General features: G+C 71.8%; 27 protein-coding genes. 9 read left to right on the top strand and 18 right to left on the bottom strand.

What is annotated here, in order from left to right:
- Window position 1 precedes the first annotated feature (1 nt).
- The gene (locus tag EUA93_RS15585; protein WP_129400964.1) at window positions 2–1,264 is read left to right on the top strand and encodes a DUF349 domain-containing protein; all 1,263 of its coding nucleotides are present in this window, start codon (window positions 2–4) and stop codon (window positions 1,262–1,264) included.
- A gap of 130 nt (window positions 1,265–1,394) precedes the next feature.
- Here EUA93_RS15585 and EUA93_RS15580 read toward each other — a convergent pair whose 3' ends face one another.
- The 8 genes from EUA93_RS15580 to pdxT form a co-directional block, all read right to left on the bottom strand.
- A complete protein-coding gene (locus EUA93_RS15580) occupies window positions 1,395–3,680 on the bottom strand; it encodes a RelA/SpoT family protein (protein WP_242497401.1) in 2,286 nt (761 codons plus the stop codon).
- 28 nt (window positions 3,681–3,708) lie between these two features.
- On the bottom strand, window positions 3,709–4,257 hold the full coding sequence (locus EUA93_RS15575) for an adenine phosphoribosyltransferase (RefSeq protein WP_129400963.1): 549 nt from the start codon (window positions 4,255–4,257) through the stop codon (window positions 3,709–3,711).
- Window positions 4,250–4,540, bottom strand: coding sequence for a preprotein translocase subunit YajC (gene yajC / locus EUA93_RS15570; RefSeq protein ID WP_129400962.1), 291 nt, complete (start codon window positions 4,538–4,540; stop codon window positions 4,250–4,252). Before yajC ends, EUA93_RS15575 begins: the two co-directional genes overlap by 8 nt.
- A 134-nt stretch (window positions 4,541–4,674) precedes the next feature.
- Window positions 4,675–5,760 carry a Holliday junction branch migration DNA helicase RuvB gene (ruvB, locus tag EUA93_RS15565; protein WP_129400961.1) on the bottom strand — a complete coding sequence of 362 codons (1,086 nt, stop codon included), beginning with the start codon at window positions 5,758–5,760 and terminating at the stop codon, window positions 4,675–4,677.
- Between the two features lie 10 nt (window positions 5,761–5,770).
- Window positions 5,771–6,370 carry a Holliday junction branch migration protein RuvA gene (gene ruvA / locus EUA93_RS15560; RefSeq protein ID WP_129400960.1) on the bottom strand — a complete coding sequence of 200 codons (600 nt, stop codon included), beginning with the start codon at window positions 6,368–6,370 and terminating at the stop codon, window positions 5,771–5,773.
- Entirely contained in the window at window positions 6,367–6,918 is a 552-nt protein-coding gene (gene ruvC / locus EUA93_RS15555) for a crossover junction endodeoxyribonuclease RuvC (RefSeq protein WP_129400959.1), read from the bottom strand. Before ruvC ends, ruvA begins: the two co-directional genes overlap by 4 nt.
- 119 nt (window positions 6,919–7,037) lie before the next feature.
- The gene (locus EUA93_RS15550; RefSeq protein WP_129400958.1) at window positions 7,038–7,823 is read right to left on the bottom strand and encodes a YebC/PmpR family DNA-binding transcriptional regulator; all 786 of its coding nucleotides are present in this window, start codon (window positions 7,821–7,823) and stop codon (window positions 7,038–7,040) included.
- A 34-nt stretch (window positions 7,824–7,857) separates the two neighbouring features.
- A complete protein-coding gene (pdxT, locus tag EUA93_RS15545) occupies window positions 7,858–8,460 on the bottom strand; it encodes a pyridoxal 5'-phosphate synthase glutaminase subunit PdxT (RefSeq protein ID WP_207208796.1) in 603 nt (200 codons plus the stop codon).
- 42 nt (window positions 8,461–8,502) lie between these two features.
- Here pdxT and EUA93_RS15540 point away from each other — a divergent pair, with 42 nt between their 5' ends.
- Window positions 8,503–9,621, top strand: coding sequence for a serine hydrolase domain-containing protein (locus tag EUA93_RS15540; protein ID WP_129400957.1), 1,119 nt, complete (start codon window positions 8,503–8,505; stop codon window positions 9,619–9,621).
- A gap of 7 nt (window positions 9,622–9,628) precedes the next feature.
- Here the strand turns inward: EUA93_RS15540 and pdxS are convergent, their stop codons facing one another.
- The 3 genes from pdxS to EUA93_RS15525 form a co-directional block, all read right to left on the bottom strand.
- The gene (pdxS, locus tag EUA93_RS15535; RefSeq protein WP_129400956.1) at window positions 9,629–10,537 is read right to left on the bottom strand and encodes a pyridoxal 5'-phosphate synthase lyase subunit PdxS; all 909 of its coding nucleotides are present in this window, start codon (window positions 10,535–10,537) and stop codon (window positions 9,629–9,631) included.
- Between the two features lie 77 nt (window positions 10,538–10,614).
- Window positions 10,615–11,238 (bottom strand): phosphatidylinositol phosphate synthase, encoded by a 624-nt coding sequence (gene pgsA / locus EUA93_RS15530; RefSeq protein WP_129400955.1) that lies wholly within the window; start codon window positions 11,236–11,238, stop codon window positions 10,615–10,617.
- A gap of 9 nt (window positions 11,239–11,247) precedes the next feature.
- The gene (locus EUA93_RS15525) at window positions 11,248–12,069 is read right to left on the bottom strand and encodes an inositol monophosphatase family protein (protein WP_242497400.1); all 822 of its coding nucleotides are present in this window, start codon (window positions 12,067–12,069) and stop codon (window positions 11,248–11,250) included.
- 70 nt (window positions 12,070–12,139) lie between these two features.
- On the opposite strand from EUA93_RS15525, the gene EUA93_RS22245 reads away from it, so the two are divergent.
- Together EUA93_RS22245 and EUA93_RS15520 are read left to right on the top strand one after the other, a co-directional pair.
- Complete coding sequence (locus tag EUA93_RS22245; protein WP_275937880.1) at window positions 12,140–12,274, top strand: hypothetical protein; 135 nt, start codon at window positions 12,140–12,142, stop codon at window positions 12,272–12,274.
- Window positions 12,271–13,413 (top strand): N(5)-(carboxyethyl)ornithine synthase, encoded by a 1,143-nt coding sequence (locus EUA93_RS15520; RefSeq protein WP_129400953.1) that lies wholly within the window; start codon window positions 12,271–12,273, stop codon window positions 13,411–13,413. The genes EUA93_RS22245 and EUA93_RS15520 overlap by 4 nt, the downstream gene beginning before the upstream one ends.
- A 12-nt stretch (window positions 13,414–13,425) precedes the next feature.
- Here the strand turns inward: EUA93_RS15520 and EUA93_RS15515 are convergent, their stop codons facing one another.
- Window positions 13,426–13,923, bottom strand: a complete 498-nt coding sequence (locus EUA93_RS15515; RefSeq protein WP_129400952.1) for an HIT family protein — start codon at window positions 13,921–13,923, stop codon at window positions 13,426–13,428.
- 23 nt (window positions 13,924–13,946) lie between these two features.
- Between EUA93_RS15515 and EUA93_RS15510 the strand changes: the two genes are divergently transcribed.
- Window positions 13,947–14,444, top strand: coding sequence for a GNAT family N-acetyltransferase (locus tag EUA93_RS15510; RefSeq protein ID WP_129400951.1), 498 nt, complete (start codon window positions 13,947–13,949; stop codon window positions 14,442–14,444).
- Here EUA93_RS15510 and EUA93_RS15505 read toward each other — a convergent pair.
- A complete protein-coding gene (locus EUA93_RS15505; RefSeq protein WP_129400950.1) occupies window positions 14,426–15,766 on the bottom strand; it encodes a hypothetical protein in 1,341 nt (446 codons plus the stop codon). The two genes, EUA93_RS15510 and EUA93_RS15505, sit on opposite strands and share 19 nt — an antisense overlap.
- A gap of 62 nt (window positions 15,767–15,828) precedes the next feature.
- On the opposite strand from EUA93_RS15505, the gene EUA93_RS15500 reads away from it, so the two are divergent.
- Both EUA93_RS15500 and EUA93_RS15495 read left to right on the top strand, forming a co-directional pair.
- Window positions 15,829–16,413 carry an LOG family protein gene (locus tag EUA93_RS15500; protein ID WP_207208699.1) on the top strand — a complete coding sequence of 195 codons (585 nt, stop codon included), beginning with the start codon at window positions 15,829–15,831 and terminating at the stop codon, window positions 16,411–16,413.
- A 42-nt stretch (window positions 16,414–16,455) separates the two neighbouring features.
- The gene (locus EUA93_RS15495) at window positions 16,456–16,884 is read left to right on the top strand and encodes a hypothetical protein (protein ID WP_129400949.1); all 429 of its coding nucleotides are present in this window, start codon (window positions 16,456–16,458) and stop codon (window positions 16,882–16,884) included.
- Window positions 16,885–16,962: 78 nt separating this feature from the next.
- Here EUA93_RS15495 and EUA93_RS15490 read toward each other — a convergent pair whose 3' ends face one another.
- From EUA93_RS15490 to EUA93_RS15470, 5 genes are all read right to left on the bottom strand, one after another.
- Window positions 16,963–17,478 carry a hypothetical protein gene (locus EUA93_RS15490; RefSeq protein WP_129400948.1) on the bottom strand — a complete coding sequence of 172 codons (516 nt, stop codon included), beginning with the start codon at window positions 17,476–17,478 and terminating at the stop codon, window positions 16,963–16,965.
- Between the two features lie 323 nt (window positions 17,479–17,801).
- On the bottom strand, window positions 17,802–19,208 hold the full coding sequence (locus EUA93_RS15485) for an HNH endonuclease signature motif containing protein (RefSeq protein ID WP_129400947.1): 1,407 nt from the start codon (window positions 19,206–19,208) through the stop codon (window positions 17,802–17,804).
- Window positions 19,209–19,554: 346 nt separating this feature from the next.
- Window positions 19,555–20,709, bottom strand: a complete 1,155-nt coding sequence (locus EUA93_RS15480) for a MalY/PatB family protein (RefSeq protein WP_129400946.1) — start codon at window positions 20,707–20,709, stop codon at window positions 19,555–19,557.
- A gap of 7 nt (window positions 20,710–20,716) precedes the next feature.
- The gene (gene thrS, locus EUA93_RS15475) at window positions 20,717–22,702 is read right to left on the bottom strand and encodes a threonine--tRNA ligase (protein ID WP_129400945.1); all 1,986 of its coding nucleotides are present in this window, start codon (window positions 22,700–22,702) and stop codon (window positions 20,717–20,719) included.
- Window positions 22,703–22,787: 85 nt separating this feature from the next.
- A complete protein-coding gene (locus tag EUA93_RS15470) occupies window positions 22,788–24,605 on the bottom strand; it encodes an ABC transporter ATP-binding protein (protein WP_242497399.1) in 1,818 nt (605 codons plus the stop codon).
- 108 nt (window positions 24,606–24,713) lie between these two features.
- On the opposite strand from EUA93_RS15470, the gene EUA93_RS15465 reads away from it, so the two are divergent.
- Together EUA93_RS15465 and EUA93_RS15460 are read left to right on the top strand one after the other, a co-directional pair.
- Window positions 24,714–25,379, top strand: coding sequence for a hypothetical protein (locus EUA93_RS15465; RefSeq protein WP_129400943.1), 666 nt, complete (start codon window positions 24,714–24,716; stop codon window positions 25,377–25,379).
- Window positions 25,376–26,953: a Y-family DNA polymerase gene (locus tag EUA93_RS15460; RefSeq protein ID WP_129400942.1), complete on the top strand. Its 1,578-nt coding sequence runs from the start codon at window positions 25,376–25,378 to the stop codon at window positions 26,951–26,953. Before EUA93_RS15465 ends, EUA93_RS15460 begins: the two co-directional genes overlap by 4 nt.

Genomic DNA, 26,953 nt, shown 5'->3' with positions numbered 1-26,953 from the left:
CATGAGCGCCGACAAGCAGTCCGCAGACGACTCGGCCGGGGCGGGAACGCCCTGGGGCCGGGTGGCCGAGGACGGCACCGTCTATGTCCGCACCGCCGATGGTGAGCGATCCGTGGGGTCCTACGAGGCCGGCACCCCGGCCGAGGCCCTGGAGTTCTTCACCAAGCGTTTCGAGGAGCTCGAGGGCAAGGTCCACCTGCTCGAGCAGCGGGTGGCGTCCGGCCGGCTCGCGCCCGAGGAGGCCACCTCCTCGTCCAAGGCACTGCGGGAGCAGGTCGTCGACGCGCACGCGGTGGGCGACCTGGTCTCCCTCGCCGGCCGGCTCGACGCGCTCGCTCCGGTGATCGCCGTGCAGCGCTCGGCCCGCAAGGAGGAGCGCGCGCAGAAGACGGCGGAGTCGAAGGCGGAGAAGGAGAAGCTCGTCGCCGAGGCCGAGCGCCTCGCGGAGAGCACCGACTGGCGCAACGGCGCGAACCGCCTGCGCGAGCTGCTCTCGACGTGGAAGGAGCTCCCCCGGCTCGACCGCGCCACCGACGATGCGCTGTGGCGGCGCTTCTCCACCGCGCGCACGACGTACACCCGCCACCGCAAGGCGCACTTCGCCGAGGAGCACGAGCGTCGTGACGGGGCGCGCGTCATCAAGGAGCGGCTGGCCAAGGAGGCCGAGGCGATCGCCACGTCCACCGACTGGGGCCCCACGGCGGGCAGGTACCGCGACCTGATGCGTGAGTGGAAGGCCGCCGGCCCGGCGCCCCGCGAGGTCGACGACCAGCTCTGGCAGCGCTTCCGCGGTGCCCAGGACACGTTCTTCGGTGCCCGCGACGCGGCCAACGCCGCGCTCGACGAGGAGTTCGCCGCCAACGCCGACGTCAAGGACGCGATCCTGGTCGAGGCCGAGGCGCTCCTCCCGGTGACCGACCTCGAGGCGGCCAAGAAGGCGTTCCGCGACCTCGCCGACCGGTGGGACGACGCGGGCAAGGTGCCGCGCGACCGGATGAAGGACCTCGAGGCCCGGATGCGGAAGGTCGAGCAGGCCATCCGCGCGGTCGAGGACGAGAAGTGGAGCAGGAGCGATCCCGAGAAGTCGGCCCGCGCCGACGACATGATCGGCAAGCTCGAGGCCGGGATCGCCGAGACGCAGGCCAAGCTCGACAAGGCCTCCGCCGCCGGCGACGCCAGGAGGATCAAGGACCTCGAGGGCGAGCTCGCCAACAAGCAGGCCTTCCTCGACATGGCGAAGAAGGCCGCGGCCGACTTCAGCTGAACGGCGCTCGCCGCTACCGAACAGTCAGGCAGTCGGCGGGCCGCCGGGACGCCCGTACCGTTCGGTAGCGCCCGGTGCCGGACAGCAGCGTGCCCACCTCAGCACGCGCGAGCGCCACGAGCACAGCCGGTCAGGCAGTGACCCGGTAGGCGTCGAAGACGCCGGGCACGGCGCGCACGGCACGGAGCACGCCGTCGAGGTGGGCCGCGTCGGCCATCTCGAAGGAGAACCGGCTCTTGGCCACGCGGTCGCGCGTGGTGGAGAGCGTGGCGCTGAGGATGTTCACGTGGGCGTCGGAGAGCGCCATCGTGATGTCGGAGAGCAGCCGGGCGCGGTCGAGCGCCTCGACCTGGATGTTGACCAGGAACGTCGACTGCGAGGTCGGCGCCCACTCGACCTCCAGCACCCGCTCGGGCTGGCCGAGCAGGCTGGCGGCGTTGGTGCAGTCCTTGCGGTGGACCGAGACTCCCCCGCCCTTGGTGACGAAGCCGAGGATCGGGTCGGGCGGCACCGGCGTGCAGCACTTGGCGAGCTTGACCCAGAGGTCGTCGACGCCGCGGACGATGACGCCGGAGTCGGTCGGGCCGCGCTTGGAGGAGCGGGCGCGCCCGGTGATGCTGACGCCCTCCGACATGTCCTCCTGGGCGCCCTCGTCGCCCCCGTGGATGTCGATGACGCGTCGGACCACGGCCTGCGCGCTGAGGTTGCCCTCGCCGACCGCTGCGTAGAGCGCGGACACGTCGGCGTGGTGGAAGTGCTCGGCGACCAGCGCGAGGATGTCGTGGGTCATCAGGCGGTTGAGGGGCAGGCCCTCCTTGCGCATGAGCTTGGCGATCTGGTCCTTGCCGTGCTCGATCGCCTCCTCGCGCCGCTCCTTGGTGAACCACTGGCGGATCTTCGAGCGGGCGCGCGGCGACTGGACGAAGTTGAGCCAGTCGCGCGACGGACCGGAGGTCGGCGACTTGGAGGTGAAGACCTCCACGACGTCGCCGTTGTCGAGCTGCGACTCCAGCGGCACGAGGCGGCCGTTGACCCGCGAGCCGATCGTGTGGTGGCCCACCTCGGTGTGGACGGCGTACGCGAAGTCGACCGGGGTCGCGCCCATCGGCAGCGGCACGACGTCACCACGGGGGGTGAAGACGTAGACCTGCTGCTGGTTCATCTCGAAGCGCAGCGACTCCAGGAACTCACCCGGGTCCTCGACCTCGCTCTGCCAGTCGAGCAGCTGACGCAGCCAGGTGAGGTCGTCCTTGTCGCCGAGGCGGTCGGTGTCGACGCCGGCCTTGGTGTTCTCCTTGTACTTCCAGTGCGCGGCGACGCCGTACTCGGCACGACGGTGCTGGGAGAACGTGCGGATCTGCACCTCGACGGGCTTGCCCGCGGGGCCGATGACGGTCGTGTGGAGCGACTGGTACATGTTGAACTTCGGCATCGCGACGTAGTCCTTGAACCGGCCCAGGACCGGGTTCCAGCGCGAGTGGATGACGCCCAGCGCGCTGTAGCAGTCGCGGTCCTCGTCGACGAGGATCCGGATGCCGACGAGGTCGTAGATGTCGGAGAAGTCGCGGCCGCCGACGATCATCTTCTGGTAGATCGAGTAGTAGTGCTTCGGCCGGCCGGTCACCTTCGCGTTGATCCGCGAGGCCTTGAGGTCCTGCTCGATCTCGGCGACGACCTCCGCGAGGAACTGGTCGCGCGACGGGGCGCGCTCGGCGACCATCCGGACGATCTCGTCGTAGATCTTGGGGTGCAGGGTCGCGAACGCGAGGTCCTCGAGCTCCCACTTGAGGGTGTTCATGCCGAGGCGGTGGGCCAGCGGGGCGTAGATGTCGAGCGTCTCGCGCGAGGAGCGCTCCTGCGAGGCGGCCGGGACGTAGCGGAGCGTGCGCATGTTGTGCAGCCGGTCGGCGAGCTTGATCACCAGCACCCGGATGTCGCGCGACATCGCGACGATCATCTTGCGGATGGTCTCGGCCTGCGCCGAGGCGCCGTACTGCACCTTGTCGAGCTTGGTCACGCCGTCGACGAGGAGCGCGACCTCGTCGCCGAAGTCGGCGCGGAGCTCGTCGAGGGTGTACGGCGTGTCCTCGACCGTGTCGTGCAGCAGCGCGGCGACGAGCGTCGGCTCGGTCATGCCGATGTCGGCGAGGATCGTGGTGACCGCGAGCGGGTGGGTGATGTAGGGGTCACCGCTCTTGCGCATCTGGCCGGTGTGCCACTTGTCGGCGACGGCGTAGGCACGCTCGAGGAGCGCCAGGTCGGCCTTCGGGTGGTTGGCCCGCACGGCCCGGAAGAGGGGCTCGAGGACCGGGTTCTGGGCGGGGGGCTTGGTGCCGACGCGGGCGAGGCGGGCGCGCATGCCGCGCGCGGTCAGGGGCGCCTTCGCCTCCTGCGCGGGTGCCTCCTCCTCTGCCATGTCCCGAGTCTAGTTGTGGGCTGTGTGGTCAGATCGTCAGCAGGGTGCTGATCGGGAGGTCGCCGGTGACCGTGCGCGGGTCGAGGAAGCTCAGCTCCATCAGCACCGCGACGCCGGTCGCGACGCCCCCGCACGCCTCGACGAGCTCGCGGGTCGCGGCGACCGTGCCGCCGGTGGCGAGCACGTCGTCGATCAGCAGCACCCGCTCGCCCGGCGCGATCGCGTCGCGGTGCACCTCGAGGGTCGCCTCGCCGTACTCCAGGGAGTACGACACCGCGTGCGCCTCGCGCGGCAGCTTGCCGGCCTTGCGGACCGGCACGAAGCCGATGCCGAGCGCCAGCGCGACGGGCGCGGCGAGGATGAACCCGCGGGCCTCCATCCCGACGACCTTGTCGACCACGACGTTGCCGTGGTCGTCGCGACCGGCGTCCGCGAGCGCCTCGACGACGGCCGAGAAGGCGTGGTGGTCGGCCAGGACCGGGGTGATGTCCTTGAACGTCACCCCCGGCTCGGGCCAGTCGGGGACGTCGACGGTGAGGCGGGTCAGCGCCTCCTGTGCCGCGCGACGATCAGGCATCGCCCGGCTCCCCGATCCCGGGGACCGAGGACTCGACCTTCGCGATGGCCGCACGGGCGATCTCGATCCGGGTGCCGGGGGCGATCTCGAGGGTCGCCTTGTCGTCGTCGATCGAGGTGACGGTGCCGAAGATGCCCGACGACATCATCACGCGCTGGCCGACCTCGATGCTGCTCTGGAGGGCGGCGACCTCCTTGGCCCGGCGCTGCTGGGGACGGATCCCGACGAAGTAGAACAGGGCCAGGATGGCGGCCAGGGGCAGCAGGGCGGCGAGATCGTTCACGGCAGGGGTCTCCTTGGGGGTCGGGGGGAGATCGTGGGGGTGCCTGAGCCCGTGGAGTCTACGGGGATGGGCACCGCCCGGCCCATCCGCCGATGGTCGGGCGCCACGGCCCTACGGGTCGTGCTCGGTCGTGCTCAGTCGTCGAAGAGCGTGGAGTCGACCGTGGGCACCGGCGGAGGCGTCAGGCCGAGGTGGTGCCAGGCGGCGGGCGTCGCGACGCGGCCCCGCGGCGTACGGGCGAGGAAGCCGTTGCGGACCAGGAACGGCTCGGCGACCTCCTCGACGGTCTCGCGCTCCTCGCCGACGGCGACCGCGAGCGTGGAGACCCCGACCGGTCCCCCGCCGAAGCGGCGGCACAGCACGTCGAGGACCGCCCGGTCGAGGCGGTCGAGTCCGGACTCGTCGACCTCGAACAGGTCGAGTGCCGCCTGGGCCACCGGCAGGGTCAGCACGCCGTCGGCGCGGACCTGGGCGTAGTCGCGGACCCGGCGCAGGAGCCGGTTGGCGATGCGGGGGGTGCCGCGGGACCGACCGGCGATCTCCTTCGACCCCTCGGCCGTGAGGTGTACGCCGAGGAGGCCGGCGCTGCGGTGGACGATGCGGTCGAGCTCGTGGGGCTCGTAGAACTCCAGGTGGGCGGTGAACCCGAACCGGTCGCGCAGCGGGCCCGGCAGCAGCCCGGCGCGGGTGGTGGCGCCGACGAGGGTGAACGGCGGGATCTCGAGCGGGATCGCGGTGGCGCCGGGGCCCTTGCCGATGACGACGTCGACCCGGTAGTCCTCCATGGCCATGTAGAGCATCTCCTCGGCCGGGCGCGACATCCGGTGGATCTCGTCGACGAAGAGGACGTCGTTCTCGTTGAGGCCGGACAGGATCGCGGCGAGGTCGCCGGCGTGGGTGATCGCCGGCCCGCTGGTGAGCCGCAGGGGCGTGGTCATCTCGGCGGCGATGATCATCGCGAGCGTGGTCTTGCCGAGCCCGGGCGGGCCCGACAGCAGGACGTGGTCGGGCGCTCGGCCGCGGCGGCGGGCGGCCTCGAGGACCAGCCCGAGCTGGTCGCGCACGCGCACCTGCCCGACCACCTCGTCGAGCGTCTTCGGGCGGAGCGCCGCCTCGACCGCGCGCTCGTCGCTGTCGGCCTCGGCGTCGGTGAGCCGCTGGAGGTGGGCGTGCTCGGCCGCCGTGAGCTCGACGTCCTCGTCGGTGTCGTCCCAGTTCATCGCGCCCCGCTCACGCCTTGCTCAAGGTGCGCAGAGCGGCGCGCAGGAGGGCGCCGACGTCGGGGGTGGTGCCGGCGTCGGGAGCCACGGCCTCGACCGCCTTCTCCGACTCCTTGGCCGACCAGCCGAGGCCGACCAGCCCCTGCTGGACCTGGTCGCGCCAGGCGTCGCGCTGCGGGATCGTCGCGGCCGGGTGGTGCACCCCGACCGGCGGGCCGATGCGGTCCTTGAGCTCGAGGATGATCCGCTGGGCGCCCTTCTGCCCGATCCCCGGCACGCGGGTGAGCGCCTTGACGTCCTCGGTGCTGATCGCGCGGCGCACGTCGTCGGGGCTCATCACCGCGACGATCGCCTGGGCGACCTTGGGTCCGACACCCGACGCGGTCTGGACGATCTCGAAGATCGACTTCTCGTCGTCGTCGAGGAAGCCGAAGATCGTCAGGCTGTCCTCGCGCACGACCATGCTGGTCGGCAGGGTCGCCGGCTGGCCGATGCGCAGCGTGGCGAGGGTGCCGGGGGTGCACATCAGCTCGAGGCCGACTCCCCCGACCTCGAGCACGGCGCTGGTGAGCGTGACGGCGGCGACCTCGCCGCGGACGAAGGCGATCATCGGGTCCTCATCTTCTGCTTCTGGGCCTTCGCCAAGGCCTGCTGCTGGGCCACGGCGGCCTCGAGACGGTTGCTGGCCGAGCCGCGCCACACGTGGGTGATGGCGAGCGCGAGCGCGTCCGCGGCGTCGGCGGGCTTCGGCAGCTCGGTGAGCCGGAGGATCCGGACCACCATCGCGCCGACCTGGGCCTTGTCGGCGCGGCCGTTGCCGGACACGGCGGCCTTGACCTCGCTGGGGGTGTGCATCGCGATCGGCAGACCGCGGCGGGCCGCGACGACCAGGGCGATACCGCTGGCCTGGGCGGTGCCCATGATCGTGCTCGAGTCCGACCGCGCGAACACCCGCTCCACGGCCACGGCGTCGGGCCGGTGCTCGTCGAGCCAGGCGTCGAGGCCCTTCTCGATGGTGACCAGCCGCTCGGCGACCGGGAGGTCGGAGCTGGTGCGGATCACGCCGACGTCGACCATCGACAACGGGCGCCCGACGCTGCCGTCGACCACGCCCACGCCGCACCGGGTCAGGCCGGGGTCGATGCCGAGCACCCGCACGTCCCACCCCCTCGCCTCACCCTGCCCGGACCGGTCGTCCGAACAGGTGTTCGTGCGGTCACGCTATCCCGCGGCCGATGCGGGACGGCGTACGACACGCGGCGGGCACCGGCGGCGGGTCAGGCGTCGGCGGCCTCGAGCTCGGCCATCACGTCGGCGGGGATGTCGACGTTGGTGAAGACGTCCTGGACGTCGTCGAGGTCCTCGAGGGCGTCGAGGAGGCGGAGCACCTTGCCGGCGCCGTCGGCGTCGACCGGGATCTCGAGGCTGGCGACGAACTCCACGTCGGCGGAGTCGTAGTCGATGCCGGCGTCCTGCAGCGCGGTGCGGACCGCGACGACGTCGGTGGCCTCGCTCTGCACCTGGAAGGCCTCGTCGAGGTCGTTGACCTCGTCGGCGCCGGCGTCGAGGGTCGCCTCGAGGACGTCGTCCTCGGAGACCTCACGCACGGTGCCGTCGTGGTCCTGCGACTTCGGCACCACGACGACGCCCTTGCGGGTGAACAGGCGCGAGACGGAGCCGGGGTCGGCCATGGTGCCGCCGTTGCGGGTGACCGCCGTGCGGACCTCCATCGCGGCGCGGTTGGTGTTGTCGGTGAGGCACTCGACGAGGAAGGCCACGCCCTGCGGGCCGTAGACCTCGTAGGAGATCGTCTTGTAGTCGACGCCACCCGACTCGGCACCGGAGCCACGCTTGAGGGCGGAGTCGATGTTCTTGTTCGGGACCGAGCTCTTCTTCGCCTTCTGGATGGCGTCGTAGAGGGTCGGGTTGCCGGCGGGGTCGCCGCCGCCCTGCTTCGCCGCGACCTCGATGTTCTTGATCAGCTTGGCGAAGAGCTTGCCGCGCTTGGCGTCGATCGCGGCCTTCTTGTGCTTGGTCGTTGCCCACTTGGAGTGGCCTGACATGGGTCCTCTATCTGTCGCGTGTCGTGAGGTGCGGTCACCGGACCGAGCGCACCAGGTCCACGAACATGCCGTGGACCCGGTCGTCGCCGCCGACCTCCGGATGGAACGAGGTCGCCATCAGGGGGCCCTGACGCACCGCGACGATCCTACCCACGGCCGGTCCACCACCGACCCGAGCCAGTACGTCGACGTCGTCGCCGACCGACTCGACCCAGGGCGCGCGGATGAAGACCGCCCGCACGGGGTCGGCCAGGCCGTCGACGTCGAGGTCCTCCTCGAACGAGTCGACCTGACGGCCGAACGCGTTGCGTCGCACCGTGATGTGCAGCCCGCCGACGGTCTCCTGACCGGGCGCGCCGTCCTCGATCCGGTCCGCGAGGAGGATCATCCCGGCGCACGTCCCGAAGGCCGGCAGCCCGCCGGCGACCGCCTCGCGCAGCGGCTCGAGCAGGTCGAAGATCCGGGCCAGCTTGACCATCGTCGTGGACTCCCCGCCCGGGAGGACGAGGCCGTCGCAGGCCGCGAGCTCGGCCGGTCGTCGTACGGCGACCGGGTCCGCCCCCAGCGAGCGCAGGGCGGCGAGGTGCTCGCGGACGTCGCCCTGGAGGGCGAGCACGCCGATGGTCGGGTTCACGATCGCCGATCCTAGGACCGCGTTCCCGGCCTAGGCTCACCACCCATGAGGCTCCCCCGCGCCCAAGCACTCGGCGCCATGCTGCTCACCGCCGCCCTCGTGCTCTGCGGCGTGCCCGCCACGGCCGAGCAGGCCGGTCAGCTCACCGTCGACGGCTGGCCGGTGCGTTCGCCGTCCGACCTGGGGCTGAGGCCCGGCGCCCTGTCGGCGGGGGCCAAGGAGGCGAAGGCTCTCGACTCCACGTGCTTCGCGGTGCTGCGCGACGGCAAGCTGGCGAAGGAGGCCAACTGGCGGTTGAGCCGCGACACCCCGCGCGAGGTGTTCTCGATCACGAAGTCGGTCACCGCGACCCTCGTCGGCATCGCGATCCGCGACGGCGACCTGCGCCTCGACGACACCGTCTCGACCTACGTGCCCGAGTGGCGCGGCACGCCGTCGGCGTCGGTGACCGTGCGCAACCTGCTGTCCAACGACAGCGGCCGCTTCTGGTCGCTGCAGTCCGACTACGGCGACCTGCTCGGCGCACGCAACCGCACGAGGTACGCCGTCGGCCTCACGCAGCAGTACGCCCCCGGCAGCGCGTGGCAGTACAACAACGCCGCGATCCAGGTCCTCGAGCCGGTGCTGGAGGAGGCGACCGGGATGCCGGTCGCGAGGTTCGCCCGCACGCGGCTGTTCGAGCCGCTCGGCATGGCGCACACGACCTTCACCACCGACCGGTCCGGCAACGCCAACGCGTTCTACGGCGTCACCACGACCTGCCTGGACCTCGCCCACCTCGGGATGCTCTACCTCGGCAGGGGGAAGGTCGACGGCAGGCGCTACCTCGACAGGGCCTACGTGGCGCGGGCCGTCGGCCGCTCGTCGACGGTGCACAACGCGGCCTACGGCTACCTCTGGTGGCTCAACCGGCCGGGGCAGGTCCGCGGGGCCACCGACCCGGTGGACGCACAGGGCCAGCCCCTGCGACCCGTGACCGGCCAGCTGGCGTCGTACGCCGACCCGGACCTGTTCGCAGCGCTCGGCCTCGGCGGACAGGTGCTGCTCGTCGACCCCACCACGAGGACCCTCGTGATCCGGCTCGGGCTGCCCGCCCAGCCGGGCGAGGAGGCGTACGGCTTCGGCAACGCGGCCACCGTGCTGGTGGACGCGCTGAGGAAGTAGGCGCCGACTACCAGCCGCGCTCGGCGAACTGGATCGAGCGGGCGGGCTCGTCGACGTTGATGCCGACCATCGCCTCGCCGAGGCCGCGCGAGACCTTGGCGACCACGTCAGGGTCGTCGAAGAACGTGGTGGCCTTGACGATCGCCTCGGCGCGCTGGGCCGGGTTGCCCGACTTGAAGATGCCGGAGCCGACGAAGACGCCCTCGGCGCCGAGCTGCATCATCATCGCGGCGTCGGCCGGGGTGGCGATGCCGCCGGCGGTGAAGAGGACGACCGGCAGCTTGCCCGCGGCCGCGACCTCCTTGACCAGCTCGTAGGGAGCCTGGAGGTCCTTGGCCGCGACGTAGAGCTCGTCCTCGGCCATGCCGTGCAGGCGGTTGAGCTCGCCACGGATGGTGCGCATGTGGGTGACCGCGTTGGACACGTCGCCGGTGCCGGCCTCGCCCTTGGAGCGGATCATCGCCGCGCCCTCGGTGATCCGGCGCAACGCCTCGCCGAGGTTGGTCGCACCGCAGACGAAGGGGACGGTGAAGCCCCACTTGTCGATGTGGTGGGAGTAGTCGGCCGGGGTGAGCACCTCGGACTCGTCGATGTAGTCGACGCCGAGCGACTGGAGCACCTGGGCCTCGGCGAAGTGGCCGATGCGGGCCTTGGCCATCACCGGGATCGAGACGGCCTCGATGATGCCGTCGATCATGTCGGGGTCGCTCATCCGGGACACGCCGCCCTGGGCGCGGATGTCGGCCGGCACGCGCTCGAGGGCCATGACGGCGACGGCGCCGGCGTCCTCGGCGATCTTCGCCTGCTCGGCGGTCACCACGTCCATGATCACGCCGCCCTTGAGCATCTCGGCCATGCCGCGCTTCACGCGGCTGGTGCCGTGCTCGAGGGGGGTCTCTGCAGTCTGCTCAGCCATGAGCCGATCGTAGTGCGGACTCATCCGAAAGGAGGCACCGGGACCGGGCCTCGAACTGCCGACGACCCGGGGGTCGCTCAGCCCTGGGCGGCCGCGCGGGCGAGCGCCTGACGGCGCACGACCCAGATGCGCTGCGCGACCGTCACGGTGGCCGCGGCGGCGAGGGCCCACAGCGAGATGTAGAGCAGCCACCACAGGTCGAGGAGGTCGGCGAAGAAGGCGGGCACGAGCATCCCCACCAGGCGGTCCGGACGCTCGGCGACGCCGACCTTGGCGTCGTAGCCGAGGTGGTCGGCCTTCGCCCGGGCGTAGGACGTCACGGCGCCCATCACGAGGATGACCAGGCTCAGCACGAGGTAGAGGTGGCTCTCGTGGTGCCAGGCGAAGAAGAGGGCGAGGCCGCCGAAGAGCGCGCCGTCGGCCACCCGGTCGAGGGTCGAGTCGAGGAAGGCGCCGAAGTCGTCCTTGCGGCCCGTCTTGCGGGCCATCGCGCCGTCGACCAGGTCGCTGAAGACGAAGGCGGTGATGAACAGCACGCCCTGCCACACCCAGCCCTGGGAGAAGAAGAACAGCGCGCCGAAGCTGACGCCGAGGGTGCCGACCAGCGTCACCACGTCGGGGCTGATGCCGAGGCGGATGAAGAGGTTGATGAAGGGCGCGAGCATGACGCCCTGCCAGAACTGCTTGAACCGATCGAGCACGGCGGCAGGCTACCGGGCGTCCGTGCCGTCGAGCAGCGCGGCTCGGACGTCCGCGACCGCCGCCGGCGCGCCGGTGACCGTCCAGTCCACCCCCGCGGCCGGTACGACGAGCGACTCGCCGCCCGCGCCGCGGACGATCGCCGCGCCCGGGAGCCGGTCCCAGTCGGCGACGGAGTGCTGGAAGAGCACGTCCCACTGGCCCGAGGCGATCGCCATCGCGTCCATCGTCCCGGAGCCGAGCATCCGCAACGTGCCGACCTGCCCGAGCGCACGGGCGAAGGCATCGCCCACCTCGCTGCCGAAGAACGGCGGGTGGAGGTAGGTCGTCGCGCACCGCGAGCCGGGCGGGGTGTCGGGCAGGTCGCCCAGGCGTACGCCGTCGCACGTGCTGGGCAGGTCGGGGCCGCCGACCCAGGTCCGCTGCGTGGCGGCGTGGTGGACAGCGCCGAGCAGCACGTCGTCCTCGCCGGCCAGGGCGATCGCGCTGCACCACCAGTCGCTGCCGCGGGAGAAGTTGAAGGTGCCGTCGACCGGGTCGATCACCCAGGTGCGTCCGGACGTGCCCGGTCGCGAGGCGCCCTCCTCCCCCACGATCGCGTCGTCGGGGCGCTCGGCCGCCAGCCGGTCGACGATGAGCCGCTCGGCCGCGGTGTCGGCCTGGGTGACGACGTCGGACCCGCTGGTCTTGAAGTCGACGTCGAGGCCCCCGGTCCGGATCCGGGCCGCGAGGGCGGCGGCCTCGCGCACCAGCTCGACGGCGAGGGCGGCGTCGTCGGCCAGCGAGGGTGCTGCCGAGGGGTCCAGCGAGGGATCCAGCGAGGAGTCGTCCACGGGAGCCACGTTAGTGGGGCGCGTAGTGTGGCAGCACGGAGCCATCCAGGCTTCCGACGAGGGAGCCCCGATGAGCGACAAGTCGCCGCGGCAAGGCATGTCCAAGAAGTCCGGCAAGTCCATCAAGGAGAAGCGTGCCGACAAGCACGCGAAGGCCGCCGGGAAGGGCGACTCCACCGAGCCCTTCATGCCGAAGAAGAAGTGAGCCGGCTCAGCCTCGGCGTCATCGGCACCTCGGCCAAGGAGAACGAGCACCGTCTCCCCCTCCACCCGGAGCACCTGCACCGGCTGGCCACTGACGTCGCGGCCCGGACGACCCTCGAGCACGACTACGGCTCGCGCTTCGGCATCTCCGACGCCGACCTCGCCCCGCACGTCGCCGGCTTCGCCACGCGTGAGGAGATCATCGCCACCTCCGACGTCGTCGTGCTGCCGAAGCCGCAGCACGAGGACGTGGCCCTGATGCACGCCGGCCAGGTGCTGTGGGGGTGGCCGCACTGCGTCCAGGACACCGAGCTGACGCAGCTGGCCATCGACCGCGAGCTGACGCTGATCGCCTTCGAGGCGATGAACCACTGGACCCGCGACGGCTACGTCGGGCTGCACGTCTTCCACAAGAACAACGAGCTCGCGGGCTACTGCTCGGTGCTCCAGGCCATGGAGCTCGTCGGCATCACCGGCGACTACGGGCGCCGGCTGAGTGCGGTGGTCATCGGTTTCGGGGCGACGGCACGCGGGGCGGTCACCGCCCTCAAGGCCCACGGCGTCAGCGACGTCGCGGTGCTCACCACGCGCGGTGTCGCAGCCGTGGGGTCGCCGATCCACTCGGTGCTGATCCGGCAGTTCGACCACGACCCGGACGAGCCCGACGCCAGCATGGTCATCACCGACCGTGGCCGCGAGCCGCTGGCGGCGTACCTCGCCGAGAACGACATCGTCGTCAACTGCACGCTGCAGGACACCGCAGCCCCGTTGACCTACCTGCGCACCGAGGACCTCTCCGGGTTCCGGACGGGCAGCCTCATCGTCGACGTCTCGTGCGACGAGGGCATGGGCTTCTCGTGGGCGGTCCCGACGACGTTCGACGCCCCGATGTTCACCGTCGGGGACGGGGTCCACTACTACGCGGTCGACCACAGCCCGTCCTACCTGTGGAGCTCGGCGACGTGGGAGAACAGCGAGGCGCTGCTGCCGTTCATCGACACCGTGGTGGGCGGCCCCGAGGCGTGGGCGACCAACGAGACCGTCACGCGGGCGATCGAGATCCAGGACGGTCGGATCCGCAACCCCGCGATCCTCGCGTTCCAGGGGCGCGCGAGCGAGCACCCCTACGCCGTGGGCTGAGCCGGGTCGCGCTCAGGCGTCGGCCCACGCCCCGGCGATGAGGTCGCGGGTGTCCTCGAGCAGCTGAGGAAGCATCTTCACTCCGCCGACGACGGTGATGAAGTTGGCGTCCCCGGTCCACCGGGGCACGACGTGCTGGTGGAGGTGCTCGGAGAGCGAGCCGCCTGCCGAGCGGCCGAGGTTGAGCCCGATGTTGAAGGCGTGCGGCGTGCTGACCGCCCGGATGGCACGCAGCGCGTGCTGGGTCATCGCCATCAGCTCGGTGGACTCGGCCTCGGTGAGGTCGGCCAGGTCGGCGACGTGCCGGTAGGGCAGCACCATCAGGTGACCGGGGTTGTAGGGGTGCAGGTTGAGCACGACGTACGTCGACTCGCCCCGCGCCACGACGAGCGACTCGCCGTCGGGGTGGCTCGGGATCGCGCAGAACGGGCAGCCCTCGTCGACCGCGGAGGTGCGGACGTAGGCCATCCGGTGGGGCGTCCAGATCCGCTCGAGCCCGTCGTTCGCCATGCTGCCGATCCTAGGGTGGACCCATGACGTCGATCCGACCGGCCGGTGGCGCGGACATGGCTGCGGTGGCCGACCTGTGGCACGAGGGCTGGCACGACGGGCACGCCGGGCGCGTCCCGGAGGGCCTCACCGCGGCCCGCACGCTCGAGGCGTTCCACGAGCGCACTCCCCTGCGCGTCGCGGACACGACGGTCGCGGTCGCGGAGGACGGCGAGCTGCTGGGGTTCGTGATGGTCGCCGGCGACGAGGTGGAGCAGGTGTTCGTCGGTCGTGGGGCGCGCGGCAGCGGCCTCGCCGCGGTGCTGCTGGACGAGGCGGAAAGACAGGTCGCCGCAGCCGGGCACGAGGTCGCCTGGCTCGCGGTCGTCGAGGGCAACGCCCGGGCCCGGGCGTTCTACGAGAAGCGTGGGTGGCGCGACGGGGGCGCGCTGCCCTACGAGGTCACCGCTGCCGGTCAGGTCTTCGTCTCCCCGTGCCGTCGCTACGAGAAGGTGGTCGGCCCTCAGGGGCCGAGGCTGTAGGAGACCTCGGGAGTCTCGACGTACGAGCGGGCGATCCGGCCCAGGGTCACGCTGCTCGCACCGACGGCGGCGGTGACGGCGACGGTCACCCCGGCGGGCCGCACCCACGTCACGTCCACCTGCTCGCTCAACCGGCCGTCGGCGTCCACGCGGAACGACGCCCCGGCGACCGACGCGTGGTCGGCACCCTGCCGGTGGCGGACCCACGTGATCGCGCCGTGGCCGTCCGCCGTGACCGACAGGTCCATCGCCCGGCCGGACCGGGCCGCGTTCGTGAGGGTGGTGCGCCACTCGAGGTCGGAGACGACCGGCTCCGCCTGCCGGGGCGTCCAGGTCGCGAACCACGGCTTGGCCGTCCGCCGCCCGACCACCGCCTGCCACGACACGACGCTCAGGCCGTCCTGCGTGGTCGCCGCCGAGGAGGTCAGGACGTCGGGACTCCAGCCCGCCGGGGACCAGGACCGGGGCGCGGACGGACGGCCCGACAGCACCAGCACCTTGGCGTCCCGTCCGTTCAGCCGGCCGGTCGAGCGGGAGCGCACGAGCGTCGCCGTGATGCGGCCGGCGGCGAGGTCGATCGACGACGGGGAGATGCCGCCGTCGGGGTAGCGGCGGGTGAGCTTCGTCGTCCAGCGTCGGGAGCCGTAGTCGTACGACTCGACCCGGAGCCGCCCTCCGAACCAGTAGCCCGGCTCGTCCTCGAAGCCCGCGCCGCGCAGGACGACGACGTCGCCCTCGTCGTCGATCGCCCCGATGATCCGGTCGCCGCTCGGACCGACCTCCCGGCGCTCGACGTCGCGCCAGCCGAGGTCGGGGTTGAAGCTCGTGACGTGGTGCGGCCGGCCGTACTCGCTGTTGCTGGTGAAGAGGGCGAACTGTCCCTGGGGTGAGTAGTCGACCGTCCCGAGCGAGCTCGTGCGGTGGACCTGCCACACCCAGCCGTCGTCACCGGTCCACACCAGCTCGACCAGGGTGGTCGGCGGGTCCTCGAGCCCGGTCCGGGTCTGGCACTCCACCGCGACTGCGTAGTTGCCGATCGCCGTGGCCGCGTCGACCGGCCGGCAGTAGTCGGCGCGGGAGACGGTGAGCACCGCGGTCGCCGGGCCCAGGGTGCCGTCGGCGGCCCGCCGCTGGTCGTAGATCGTGGCCTCGTCCGGTCCGCCGACACTGACGAGTGCGGTGGTGCCGTCGCCGAGCGCGACCGCCAGCGAGTGACCGCCGGCCTCCTCGAGCGGGGTCCAACCCTCGGCGGCGTCAGCGCGCCCCGGTACGGCGACCAGCGCGGCGACGAGCACGACGGACAGGCGGCGGAGCTGGCGCACGGGCGACCTCCCGGGTCAGGTGGGTCTTCGACCGTACTCGCCGCAGTTCCTAGACTCTCCGCGTGAGTCGAACGATCCGGCGCGTCGCCGTCTTCTGTGCCTCCAGCCCGGGCGTCGACCCGGCCCTCGCGCGGGCGTCGTACGACGTCGGGCGGGCGCTGGCCGAGCGCGGCATCGGGCTGGTCTACGGCGGCGGCGGTCACGGACTGATGCGCGAGGTCTCCCAGGGCGCGCTCGACGCGGGCGGCGAGGTGATCGGCGTGATCCCGCACTCGATGGTCGCGCGCGAGTGGGGTCGCGACGACCTGACCGAGTTGCACGTCGTGGACACGATGCACGAGCGGAAGGCGCTGATGGCCGAGCTCGCGGACGCGTTCCTCTGCCTGCCCGGCGGGCTCGGGACGCTCGAGGAGATCATCGAGGTCTGGAGCTGGCGCTACATCGGCTTCAACGACGACCCGGTGGGCTTCCTCAACCTCGGCGGGACCTGGACGGCCTTCCTCGACTCGCTCCGTGGCCTGGCGGACGCGGGCTTCCTGCGGCCCGAGGTGCTCGACGACGTGGTCGTCGCCGACGACCTCGACACCGCGCTCGCCGGGCTCACCGCGCTGCTCCACGGCGCGTCCGGGGACGAGCTGCGCGGGTGAATCGAGGTGCGAGGGAGTGCGTGGTCGTGCACCATGTCCGCCATGACGCCCGTCTTCGAGATGGCGCTGCGGACCGGCAACTGGGGCCCGCGCGCCTCCATGCTGTCCTTCCACGCGAGCGTCTCGATCGAGCTGTCGCCTGCCGATCGACCGGGCGTTCTCATCCGTCTCGTCGACGGTCTGCCGGCCGTGCCTCGGGAACTCACGAGCGACGACGTCGTGCAGCTCAGTGTCTGCGACGCGGGTGGCCGAGCCCGGCTCACGATCCGGCCCGGTGCGGGCGCGGTCGAGCGGGTGGCCGGCCCCATTCCGGCCGGAGCCTGGGAGCTGAGGATCGAGGGGCTGGCTCAGCGTTCGCTGGTCCTCTACGCCCGTCCGGGCCAGCCCTTCCCGACTGACGAGGACCTGGATGTCCTGGCAGCGACGGCGCAGTCGGCCTCCGGTGTCGGCATCGACACCCCTCACGCCTGAGCCGGATCCCGGACCCCTTCATGCCGGGCGCTCCCGGCGTCCTGACATCGGCACGTTCGGATGCGGGGCACCTGCTGATCACCGACGGCCGCCGTTCTCGCGATGCCAGTACTCGGCGTTCTTGCTGGTCGTCCTCACGATCGCGTCCGGATCGGCCGGTGCGGCCCAGATCTCCAGGAGGTAGAAGTCGACGACCTCCTCAGCGAACTCGTCCTCTGCACCGGCGTCTCTTCCGCGTGCGTTGACGCGTACGCGGTAGGTGCCGGCCGGCAGCGCCAGGTCGCCGCTGTCATCCCACGCCCACGCGGCCCACTGCACAGGCCCGTCAGGAACCACGATGGACACCTCGACGATGTCCTCCCAGTCGTCGCCGACCGTCGGCTGGGCGTCAACCAGGACCATGCGTACCTGGGATCCGCCGCTACGGCGGCCGAGGTTGACGTAGAGGCCGTCACCGGAGGCGGAGCCGGCGAGACCGTTGACGTGTCCGTCAAACACGCGGTCCCAGTCCCCGTCGAATCCTTCTCCGTCACCCCAGACCAGATCGAACTGTCCGTAGTCGGTCTCGACGATCGAGTCGAACAGGATGGTCACCGGCTTCTGCCCCTCGGATGTCATGTCCCGATCTTCCTCGCACCCGCCGACAGCGGGTCGAGATGACTCGGCATTGGGTATCCCGCACTGTTCCGGAGTCTCGTCACGGGGTCCCGGTCGATCTGCCCCTTTCCGGTGTTGACCGTGTCCATGCGGCGGACTCGAACCCCTACGACTCCTCGAGGCACACATTAGTGCCGCCGCGAGATCACCGCTGTCGATGACGCCTCCGGTCGCGGGATCCCCTCGCGTGACCTCAGAAGCCGGACCTGGACGTGCCTGTGGCCCCGCCTACGTGTGGTCTGGCGGGGCGTGGGGCGGGGTCATGGTCGTTCGGGCTCGAGCGGGTGGATTGGTGTGGTGCCGGTGTGGTCTCGTCGGAAACGGTGGCCGTGGGGGCTGGTCCACTCGAACACCCCGGGCGCGACCATGGCGTAGCGCCAGCTGGTGTGGGTCTTGAGCCGGTGGTGGTAGCGGCACAGGCAGGCAAGGTTGTCGGACTGGGTGGGTCCGGGCTGTTGCCGGTCTTCTGCTGCGGCGTGGTGGTCGTAGGGGGTGACGTGGTCGATGTCGCAGGCGCGGGCGGGTCGGGTGCAGTGCGGGAAGACGCACGTGTTGTCGCGCAGGATGACCTGTTCGCGGATCCTGGCTGGGATGTCGTAGCCGGGTGCGGTGAGGTTCTGGTTGAGGTCGATGACGGGCTTGATCGTGACCTTGGTCCGCGAGTCCCCGCACCAGGACCGGATCTGGTCGAGGAGCAGGAGCTTGTTCCGGTTCTCCATCCGTCCAGTGGGACCGAACACGGTGCCCTCGGCGGTGAGGGTGGCGTCGAAGTGTGCGTGGAGAACGATCTCCCGCGCGGCGGGCAGCCCGTCGCGGTCCTCGGAGGTGATGGTCGCGGCGCTCGTGGAGCCTTGGGTGTGGAACAGGTCGAGCCCGGTCTGGGTCCTCGCGAGGTTCCCGAGAGCCTTCGCCCTGCGCACGTTCAACGACTCGGTGGAGCCGAGGGACTTCTGGGCGGCGGCGTCGTGGGCCAGGGCGTGGTCCAGGTCGAGGGCGTCGGCGAGGTCGAGCTCGGCCTCGAGGTGGATGGTGCCGGCGTAGTGGACGTCGCGGTCGTGCACGGTCACGTGTCGGGGGTCGACGTGGAGGTAGCCGTCCTCGGGATCCGATGCGGGATCGGCTGAAGCGAGGTCGAACCTCTTGATGGTCTCCGCGACGAGCCTGTCGAGCTGCGCGGTCCCGACACGTTTGGCGACGGCGGCGACCTGGTCATCGACCCACCCAGCGGCCTCGCGCGTCAACGTGGGCACCGCGTGGATGGTGGTCTCGGCGACCAGCCGGGCGCGCCAGGCCGGAACGGCGCCGGACTGCACCTGCGCCCAGAGTCGTGGCAGTCGGTGGCGGAGCTCGAGGGCGTGCCCGATCAGCTTCTTCGCAGCCGTCGACGAGATCCCGAGCACGGCTCCGAGCTCGGCCACACAGAACTCAGCCACCAGCGGACAGCCCTCGCCCGCGATGGGCTCCTCGTGCTCGGACCCGGGGGTGGTGAACGCCGCGGCGAGGTGAATCGACTCCGGCGGGTGGAGGTCGGCCCACCTGGCGGCGAGGTCGAGCTGGTCGGCCGCGGCGCGGTCCTCGACGGCCTTGCGATCGCGCAGGGCAGCGAGCAGGGCCGAGGCAGTGAGGTCGTCAGCCTCTGCCTCGGGTGCTGCCAGCATGTCGATCATGTGTTCGATTATATCGGCGAGCACCGACAGCCGCCATGCCTGAACCGGGTCTGCGGAGGGTTAAATCGGCGGGGTGTGGAGGCGTGCCGTGCTCACCTCGACCGTCGGTGGCGGTCTTGGTTTCGACACGGGCGCGGGGCGCCCTGCTCAACCAGCGACCAGCGGGGGTCTTGGTTTCGTCACGGGCGCGGGGCGCCCTCCTCGACCAACGGTGGGGGGATGGTGGTGAGTCTTGGCTTCGACACGGGCGCGAGGCGCCCTGCTCGACCAGCGGCCACCGGGGGTCTTGGTCTCGTGACGGGCGCGGGGCGCCCTCCTCGACCAACGGTGAGTAGTTGAGGTGGCATCAGGTCCAGGCCTTGGCGAGCCGCTCGACCACCTCGGTGAGCCGCTGGGGAGACGTCGCGATGTTGAGGCGGACCTGGCTGCCGGCGCCGGGGGCGTAGGACGTCCCGGCGCTGACCATCACGCGGCCCCGCTCGAGCGCGACGGCCGCCGCGTCGTCGTGGCCGTAGGCGGAGGCGTCGAGCCAGGCGAGGTAGGTCGCCTCGAGCGGGCGCATCCGGACCTCGGGCAGGTGCGTGGCCAGCAGGTCGGCGAGGAGCGTGCGCTGCTGGTCGAGCCGCTCGACGAGCGAGGCGAGCCAGGGGTCGCCGTCGTCGTAGGCGGCCTTCGCCGCGACGATGCCGGCGCTCGAGTAGGACTCGTTGCGCGACATCGGCTGGTCGAGAAGCCGTTGCCGGGCGCCGGCGTCGGGGACGACGAGCTGGGCGCACCGCAGGCCGGCGGTGTTGAAGGCCTTGGACGCTGCCACCACCGCGACCGCATGGTCGTGGGTGCCCTCGAGCGAGAGGTAGGAGACGTGCTCCGCGCCCGGCAGGACCAGGGGCGCGTGGATCTCGTCGCACACGACCCGGGCACCGTGGCGGACCACCACGTCACGGACGCCCTCGAGCTCGGCGCGGGTGAAGACCCGGCCCCACGGGTTGTGCGGCTGCGTGAGGATCAGCGTCCGGGCACCCTCGGCGAACAGCCGGTCGAGCCGGTCGAGATCGATCTCCGCGCGATCGGCGGAGGCCGGCACCACGAGGTGGACCTCCTCGCGCCCGGTGACCGAGGCGAGCCCGTGGTGGGCGTTGTAGCCGGGGATCGGGAAGACCACGCCGCCCGGCTCGCTGAACACGTCGATCGCGATCCGCACCCCGGCCGTCACGTCCACCACCGGGTGCACCGCATCCGGCTCCGGCGCCCAGCCGAAGTGCCGCGCCGACCAGCCGGCGTACGACTCCGCGAGCTCGGGGTCCCACCCGAACAGCGGGTAGCCCGTGATGCCGTCGGCCACCATCCGCGCCAGCGCGTCGAGCACGACGGGGTCGACGGCGTAGTCCATCTCCGCGACCCACGCGGGCAGCACGCCCTCGGGCACGCCCCACTTCAGCGGGAGCTTGAGGCGTGCCTCGGCCTCGGTGAGGTCGACGACGGGTCGGCGGTCGGCGGCCACCTCGGGCTCAGACCTGCTCGCGGCTCGCCACGGCCGCGGCGACCCGCTCGATCGCCTCCGCGAGGGGTACGCCGTTGTCCTGGCGCCCGTCGCGGTAGCGGAAGCTGACCGCACCCTTCTCGACGTCGTCGTCACCGGCGATCATCATGAACGGCACCTTCTGCAGCTGCGCGTTGCGGATCTTCTTCTGCATCCGGTCGTCGGAGTCGTCGACCTCGACGCGCAGCCCCTGCACCTTCATCTGCTTCGCGATGTCGAACAGGTAGTCGTTGTGGCGCTCCGCGATCGGGATGCCCTGGACCTGGACGGGCGCGAGCCAGGGCGGGAAGGCGCCGGCGTAGTGCTCGACCAGGACACCGAAGAAGCGCTCCAGCGAGCCGAACTTCGCGGAGTGGATCATCACCGGCTGCTGGCGGGTGCCGTCGGCGGCCGAGAACGCGAGCTCGAAGCCCTTGGGCTGGTTGAAGTCGTACTGGATGGTCGACATCTGCCAGGTGCGCCCGATGGCGTCGCGGGCCTGCACCGAGATCTTCGGGCCGTAGAACGCGGCGCCGCCGGGGTCGGGGACCAGCTCGAGGCCCGACTCGACCGCGACGTCCTCCAGCACCTTCGTCGCGATCGCCCACTCCTCGTCGGTGCCCACGAACTTGTCCGGCTTGGAGTCGTCGCGGGTCGAGAGCTCGAGGTAGAAGTCGTCGATCCCGAAGTCGCGCAGCAGCCCGAGCACGAAGTCGAGCAGGTGCTTGACCTCGCCCGGCGCCTGCTCCGGGGTGACGTAGGAGTGCGAGTCGTCCTGGGTCAGGCCGCGCACCCGGGTGAGGCCGTGGACGACGCCCGACTTCTCGTAGCGGTAGACCGACCCGAACTCGAACAACCGGAGCGGCAGCTCGCGGTAGGACCGTCCGCGCGAGCGGAAGATCAGGTTGTGCATCGGGCAGTTCATCGCCTTGAGGTAGTAGTCCGAGCCCTCGAACTCCATCGGCGGGAACATGGTGTCCTTGTAGTACGGCAGGTGCCCGGAGGTGTGGAACAGCCCCTCCTTGCTGATGTGAGGGGTGCCGACGTAGTCGAAGCCCTCCTCGATGTGCCGCTGGCGGACGTAGTCCTCCATGACGCGCTTGATCACGCCGCCCTTGGGGTGGAAGACCGCGAGGCCGGAGCCGATCTCGTCGGGGAACGAGAACAGGTCGAGCTCGCGCCCGAGCTTGCGGTGGTCGCGGCGCTCGGCCTCCTCGATGCGGTGCAGGTGCTCGTCGAGCGCCTCCTTCGACTCCCACGCGGTGCCGTAGATGCGCTGAAGCATCTTGTTCTTCTCGTCGCCGCGCCAGTAGGCCGCCGCGCTGCGCATCAGCTTGAACGCGGGGATGCGCTTGGTGGTCGGCAGGTGCGGGCCGCGGCACAGGTCGGACCACTTGGCCTCGCCGCTGCGGCCGATGTTGTCGTAGATGGTGAGCTCGCCGGCACCGACCTCGACGCTGGCGCCCTCGGTGTCGTCGGCCCCGGCGCCGCCCTTGAGGCCGATGAGCTCGACCTTGTAGGGCTCGTCCTGGAGCTCGACGAGGGCGTCGGCGTCGGTGGTGACCCGTCGCTCGAAGCGCTGGTTCTCCTTGATGATCTTGCGCATCGCGGACTCGATCTTGACCAGGTCCTCGGGCACGAACGGGGTCTCGACGTCGAAGTCGTAGTAGAAGCCGTTCTCGATCGGCGGGCCGATGCCGAGCTTCGCCTCCGGCCAGATCTGCTGCACGGCCTGCGCCATGACGTGCGCGGTCGAGTGCCGCAGGATGTCGCGGCCGTCGGCGCTGTCGATGGCGACACCCTCGACCTCGTCACCGTCGGAGAGCTCGTACGAGAGGTCCTTGAGGCTGCCGGCCACGCGGGCCGCGATCACGTCGGCGTCGTCGCGGAACAGCTCCCAGGCCTTGGTGCCCGTCGTGACAGTGGTCTCCGCACGCTGATCGGCGTGGATGCGGACGACCTGGATGTCGGACACGAGAGCTCCTCGGTAGGGGTGGTGAGCGGTGGGACGGATGTCAGCGCGAGCCTATCGGCCGCCCACCGGTCGGCTCACCCCGGTTTCACCCGGCCTGCGGCTGCTCGGCCAGCTCACCGGTCTGCACGCGCCAGAGGGCGGCGTACGACCCGTCGACGGCGAGCAGCTCGTCGTGCGTGCCGGCCTCGGTGACGCGGCCGGCGTCGAGCACCCAGATGCGGTGGGCGTGCCGGACGGTCGAGAGGCGGTGGGCCACCACGATCGCGGTGCGCTGGGCGGTGGCCTTGCGCAGCGAGCGCTGGATGGCCGCCTCGGTCTCGTTGTCGACGGCGCTCGTGGCCTCGTCGAGGACGAGGACGGCGGGGTCGCGCAGCAGTGCCCGGGCGAGCGCGAGGCGCTGGCGCTGGCCGCCGGAGAGGGTCACGCCACGCTCACCGACCCACGTGTCGAGCCCGTCGGGCATCGCCTCGATGAAGTCGAGCGCGGCGGCACCCTCCGCGGCGGCGCGGATCTCGTCGCGGGTCGCGCCGGGGCGACCGTAGGCGATGTTGTCGGCGACGGAGCCGGCGAACATGAAGACGTCCTGGGCGACGTAGCCCAGCGAGCCGCGCAGCGAGTCCCAGTCGAGGTCGCGCACGTCCTGGCCGTCGAAGTGGACGGTGCCGGCACGCGGGTCGTCGAAGCGCAGCACGAGCCGGAGCAGCGACGACTTGCCGGACCCGGTGGACCCCACGATCGCGTGGGTCTCCCCCGCCGGCACGACCAGGTCGATGCCGTGCAGGACGTCGGGACCGTCGGCGTAGCCGGCGCGGACGCCGTGCAGCTCGACACGGCCCTTCACCGGCCGCTCGAGGGCGGTCGAGCCGGCCGGCACGGTCACGGGGACCTCGAGCAGGCCGAGGATCCGGGCGGCCGAGGCGCGGCCCCGCTGGTAGAGGTCGAGCACCTCGGCCACCTCGGTGAGCGGCCAGAGCAGCCGCTGGGTCATGAAGACGAGCACGGAGTACAGGCCGATGGCGAGGTCGCCGCGCAGGGTCGCCCAGCCGCCGAGCAGGAGCGTGCACGTGAAGCCGGTGAGGATGGCGACCCGCACCAGCGGCACGAAGGCGGCCGACGACCGGATGGCCGCGGTGTTGGCCTCGCGGTAGGCCTGCGACACGGCGGCCACGCGGTCACGCTCGCGGTCCTCGGCCGTGAACGCCTTGATCGTGGCGATGCCGGAGATGTTGGACGACAGGGTGCTCGACAGGTCGGAGACCGCGTCCCGGACGCGGTCGTAGAGCGGCTCGAGGCGCTTCTGGAAGACCAGCGACCCGACCACGATCACCGGGATCGGCAGGAAGGCGAAGAGGAGCAGCTGGCCGGACGCGGCGGCGAAGACGGCGCCGACGAGCAGCACGTTGAGGGTCGTCTGCAGGATCGCGGGAGCGCCGACGTCGAGGAACCGCTCGAGCTGGTTCACGTCGTCGTTGAGCGTGGCGAGGGTCGAGCCGGAGGGCCGGCTCTCGTGCCAGCCCAGGTCGAGGTGCTGGACGTGGTCGTAGGCCTCCACGCGCAGGTCGTGCTCGACGCCCTGGGCCAGGCCGCGCCACAGGACGCTGGCGACGTACTCGCTCAGCGACTCCACCAGCCACACGACCGCGTTGATGACGGCCAGCCAGCCGAGCTGCGCGAAGCGCGACTCGACGCCGAGCACCTCGCCCACCAGCGACTGGTCGCCGCGCACCACGACGTCGACGGCGGCACCGATGAGCAGCTCCGGCACCACGTCGGCGACCTTGTTGATCGTCGAGGCCACGACCGCGCCGACGAAGCGGCCGCGGTAGGCGCCGTAGCGCTGCCACAGGGCGCGCAGCGGCTGGACGGTGGCGGGAGTGACGGGTGGTGCGACAGGCTCGGACACGGGCACTAGGTTAGGTGAGCCTAAGTGGGTTCGTCGCATCGTCCCGTCGTGCCTCTGGTCACCCCCGTTCCGCTTGACTCGTTCGAACGCCTGTTCGATCATGGGCGCATGTCGTCCACCCGTTCCGTCGCCGCGCTCGATCCGCGGCGATCGGTGGTCGAGCAGCTGCGCGAGCGGGTCGCGGCGATGGAGGACAAGCCTGCCGGACAACCGGTGCCGACGTTGCCCGGTCTCGCCGACCTGGTCCCTCTGCACGCGGGGCAGACCTATGCCGTCGACTCCGCGTCGCTGGCCCTCGCGCTGGCCGCAGGCGCCTCGCAGGCGGGCGAGTGGGTCGGCTTCGCGGGCTGTGCCGACTTCGGCGCGGAGGCGGCTGCGGAGCTGGGCATCGAGCTGTCCCGGACGGTGCTGGTGCCCGACCCCGGCGAGCACTGGCTCGAGGTCGCGGCCGCACTCGTCGACGTGCTCCGCGTGGTGGTGCTGCGTCCGCCCGCCTCGGTCGACGAGCGCACCGCCGGCATCCTCGACTCACGACTGCGCACGCGCTCGTCGGTCCTCGTGGTGCACGGCGACTGGCCGCGGGCGACCGCCCGGGTCTCCGTGGAGGGGTCCACCTGGACCGGTCCCTTCGCCGGGACCGGACAGCTGGAGGAGCGCCGGGCACGCGTCGTCGTACGCCGGGGGGTGCGGCCGGCGCAGCACGCCGACCTGACCTGGCCGGGACTGCGCCGGCTCGAGGCGCCGGTCCGCGAGCTGCGCCAGGCATCAGGATGAGGGTGATGGTGGTGTGGTGCCCCGACTGGTCGGTGGTCGCCGCGCTCGACGAGGCGGAGCGCTCGCCCCGCTCCCCCGCGGCCGTCCTGTCGGCCAACATCGTCGAGGTCTGCAACGGACCGGCCCGGGCCGAGGGCGTGCGCCGCGGGCAGCGCCGACGCGACGCCCAGTCCCGGTGTCCCGACCTGGTGCTGCTCCCGGCCAACCCCGACCGCGACGCCCGCGCCTTCGAGCCCGTGCTGTCGGTCGTGGAGGAGCTCCGCCCCGGGGTGGCCGCGCTGCGACCCGGCCTGCTGGCCGTGCGCGCCCCCGGGAGCTGGTACGGCACCGAGTCCGACGCCGCCGCGACGACCTGCCAGGCACTGGTGGAGAGCGGCGTGTGGGACGTGCGGATCGGCATCGCCGACGACCTCTTCACCGCCGAGCAGGCCGCTCGCACCGCCGGCGTGCAGGCGTGGGAGGTCGTCCCGGCCGGTGGCTCGGCCGCCTTCCTCCGCGGCCTGCCGGTCCAGGTGCTGCAGGGCGACGGCGCCCCGGGCCGCGACCTGGTCAGCCTCCTGCAGCGGCTGGGCCTCCGCACGCTGGGTGACCTCGCCGACCTGCCCGGCGACGCCGTCGAGCACCGGCTCGGGACCTACGGCGCAGGCGTCCGGCGACGCGCCCGCGGTGAGGACCCGACGTTGTTCGCCGCCCGGACGCCGCCACCCGAGCTCGAGGCCGACGTGGTCTTCGAGCCACCGCTCGACTCGGTCGAGGCGATCACGTTCAGCGTCCGCACCACCGCCGAGGCCTTCCTCGACCGCCTCGCCCACCACCAGCTGGTCGCGACCGGGGTCAGGGTCCAGGCCGAGTCCGACGGTGTCCTGTGCTCCTCGCGCACCTGGCTGCACCCGCGCCACTTCTCCGCCCGCGACCTCGTCGACCGGGTGCACTGGCAGCTCCAGTCGGCCGGCTCCACGAGCGGGCCGAGCGGCATGCGGGCGCGCAAGTCCGTGGGTCGGGTGCAGGCACCCATCGACCGGGTCAGGTTCCTGCCCGAGGTCGTCGAGCCGGCGGCCGCCCACGGCGAGGCCCTGTGGGGTGCTGCGTCCGACGACCTGGTCGAGCGGGGCGTGGCCCGGGTGCAGGGGATGGTCGGGTTCGACGCCGTACGCCGACCCGTGCTGCAGGGCGGTCGCAGTCCCGCCGCGCGCCAGGAGCTCGTGCCGTGGGGCGAGCGGGCCGTCGACCTGCGGCCCGTCGACCGTCCGTGGCCCGGACGGGTGCCTGGTCCGGCGCCGGTGCGGGTCTTCGCCTCGCCTCCCGTCGCCGAGGTCGTCGACGACGCCGGCCGCGACGTGCGGCTCACCGACCGCGGCATCGTCACCGGCGAGCCGCGGCGCTTCCGGGTGGGCGCAGGCGTCCTGCCCTGGCAGCCGGTCACCGCGTGGGCCGGACCGTGGCCGACCGACGAGGGCTGGTGGGCCGGCGGCACCGGGATCACCGCCCGCTTCCAGGTCGTCGGCGCCGACGGGCGCGCGTGGCTGCTGGTGCGCGCGCCCGAGGGCTGGACGCTGGAGGCGGCGTATGACTGA

The sequence above is a fragment of the Nocardioides oleivorans genome (assembly GCF_004137255.1).
Lineage (GTDB): Bacteria > Actinomycetota > Actinomycetes > Propionibacteriales > Nocardioidaceae > Nocardioides > Nocardioides oleivorans.
This window is presented reverse-complemented; position numbering and strand designations above follow the sequence as displayed.

Excerpts from the sequence above, each read along its gene's own strand:
- pdxS (WP_129400956.1), bottom strand. The coding sequence starts at position 10,537 with ATGGCTGAGCAGACTGCAGAGACCCCCCTCGAGCACGGCACCAGCCGC.
- EUA93_RS15515 (WP_129400952.1), bottom strand. The coding sequence starts at position 13,923 with ATGGCGAACGACGGGCTCGAGCGGATCTGGACGCCCCACCGGATGGCC.
- EUA93_RS15460 (WP_129400942.1), top strand. The coding sequence starts at position 25,376 with ATGAGGGTGATGGTGGTGTGGTGCCCCGACTGGTCGGTGGTCGCCGCG.
- EUA93_RS15550 (WP_129400958.1), bottom strand. The coding sequence starts at position 7,823 with ATGTCAGGCCACTCCAAGTGGGCAACGACCAAGCACAAGAAGGCCGCG.
- EUA93_RS15575 (WP_129400963.1), bottom strand. The coding sequence starts at position 4,257 with ATGCCTGATCGTCGCGCGGCACAGGAGGCGCTGACCCGCCTCACCGTC.
- ruvB (WP_129400961.1), bottom strand. The coding sequence starts at position 5,760 with ATGAACTGGGACGACACCGACGAGGACGTCGAGCTCACGGCGGCCGAG.
- ruvA (WP_129400960.1), bottom strand. The coding sequence starts at position 6,370 with ATGATCGCCTTCGTCCGCGGCGAGGTCGCCGCCGTCACGCTCACCAGC.
- EUA93_RS15580 (WP_242497401.1), bottom strand. The coding sequence starts at position 3,680 with ATGGCAGAGGAGGAGGCACCCGCGCAGGAGGCGAAGGCGCCCCTGACC.
- EUA93_RS15540 (WP_129400957.1), top strand. The coding sequence starts at position 8,503 with ATGAGGCTCCCCCGCGCCCAAGCACTCGGCGCCATGCTGCTCACCGCC.
- EUA93_RS15510 (WP_129400951.1), top strand. The coding sequence starts at position 13,947 with ATGACGTCGATCCGACCGGCCGGTGGCGCGGACATGGCTGCGGTGGCC.
- EUA93_RS15495 (WP_129400949.1), top strand. The coding sequence starts at position 16,456 with ATGACGCCCGTCTTCGAGATGGCGCTGCGGACCGGCAACTGGGGCCCG.
- EUA93_RS22245 (WP_275937880.1), top strand. The coding sequence starts at position 12,140 with ATGAGCGACAAGTCGCCGCGGCAAGGCATGTCCAAGAAGTCCGGCAAG.
- EUA93_RS15485 (WP_129400947.1), bottom strand. The coding sequence starts at position 19,208 with ATGATCGACATGCTGGCAGCACCCGAGGCAGAGGCTGACGACCTCACT.
- EUA93_RS15465 (WP_129400943.1), top strand. The coding sequence starts at position 24,714 with ATGTCGTCCACCCGTTCCGTCGCCGCGCTCGATCCGCGGCGATCGGTG.
- EUA93_RS15585 (WP_129400964.1), top strand. The coding sequence starts at position 2 with ATGAGCGCCGACAAGCAGTCCGCAGACGACTCGGCCGGGGCGGGAACG.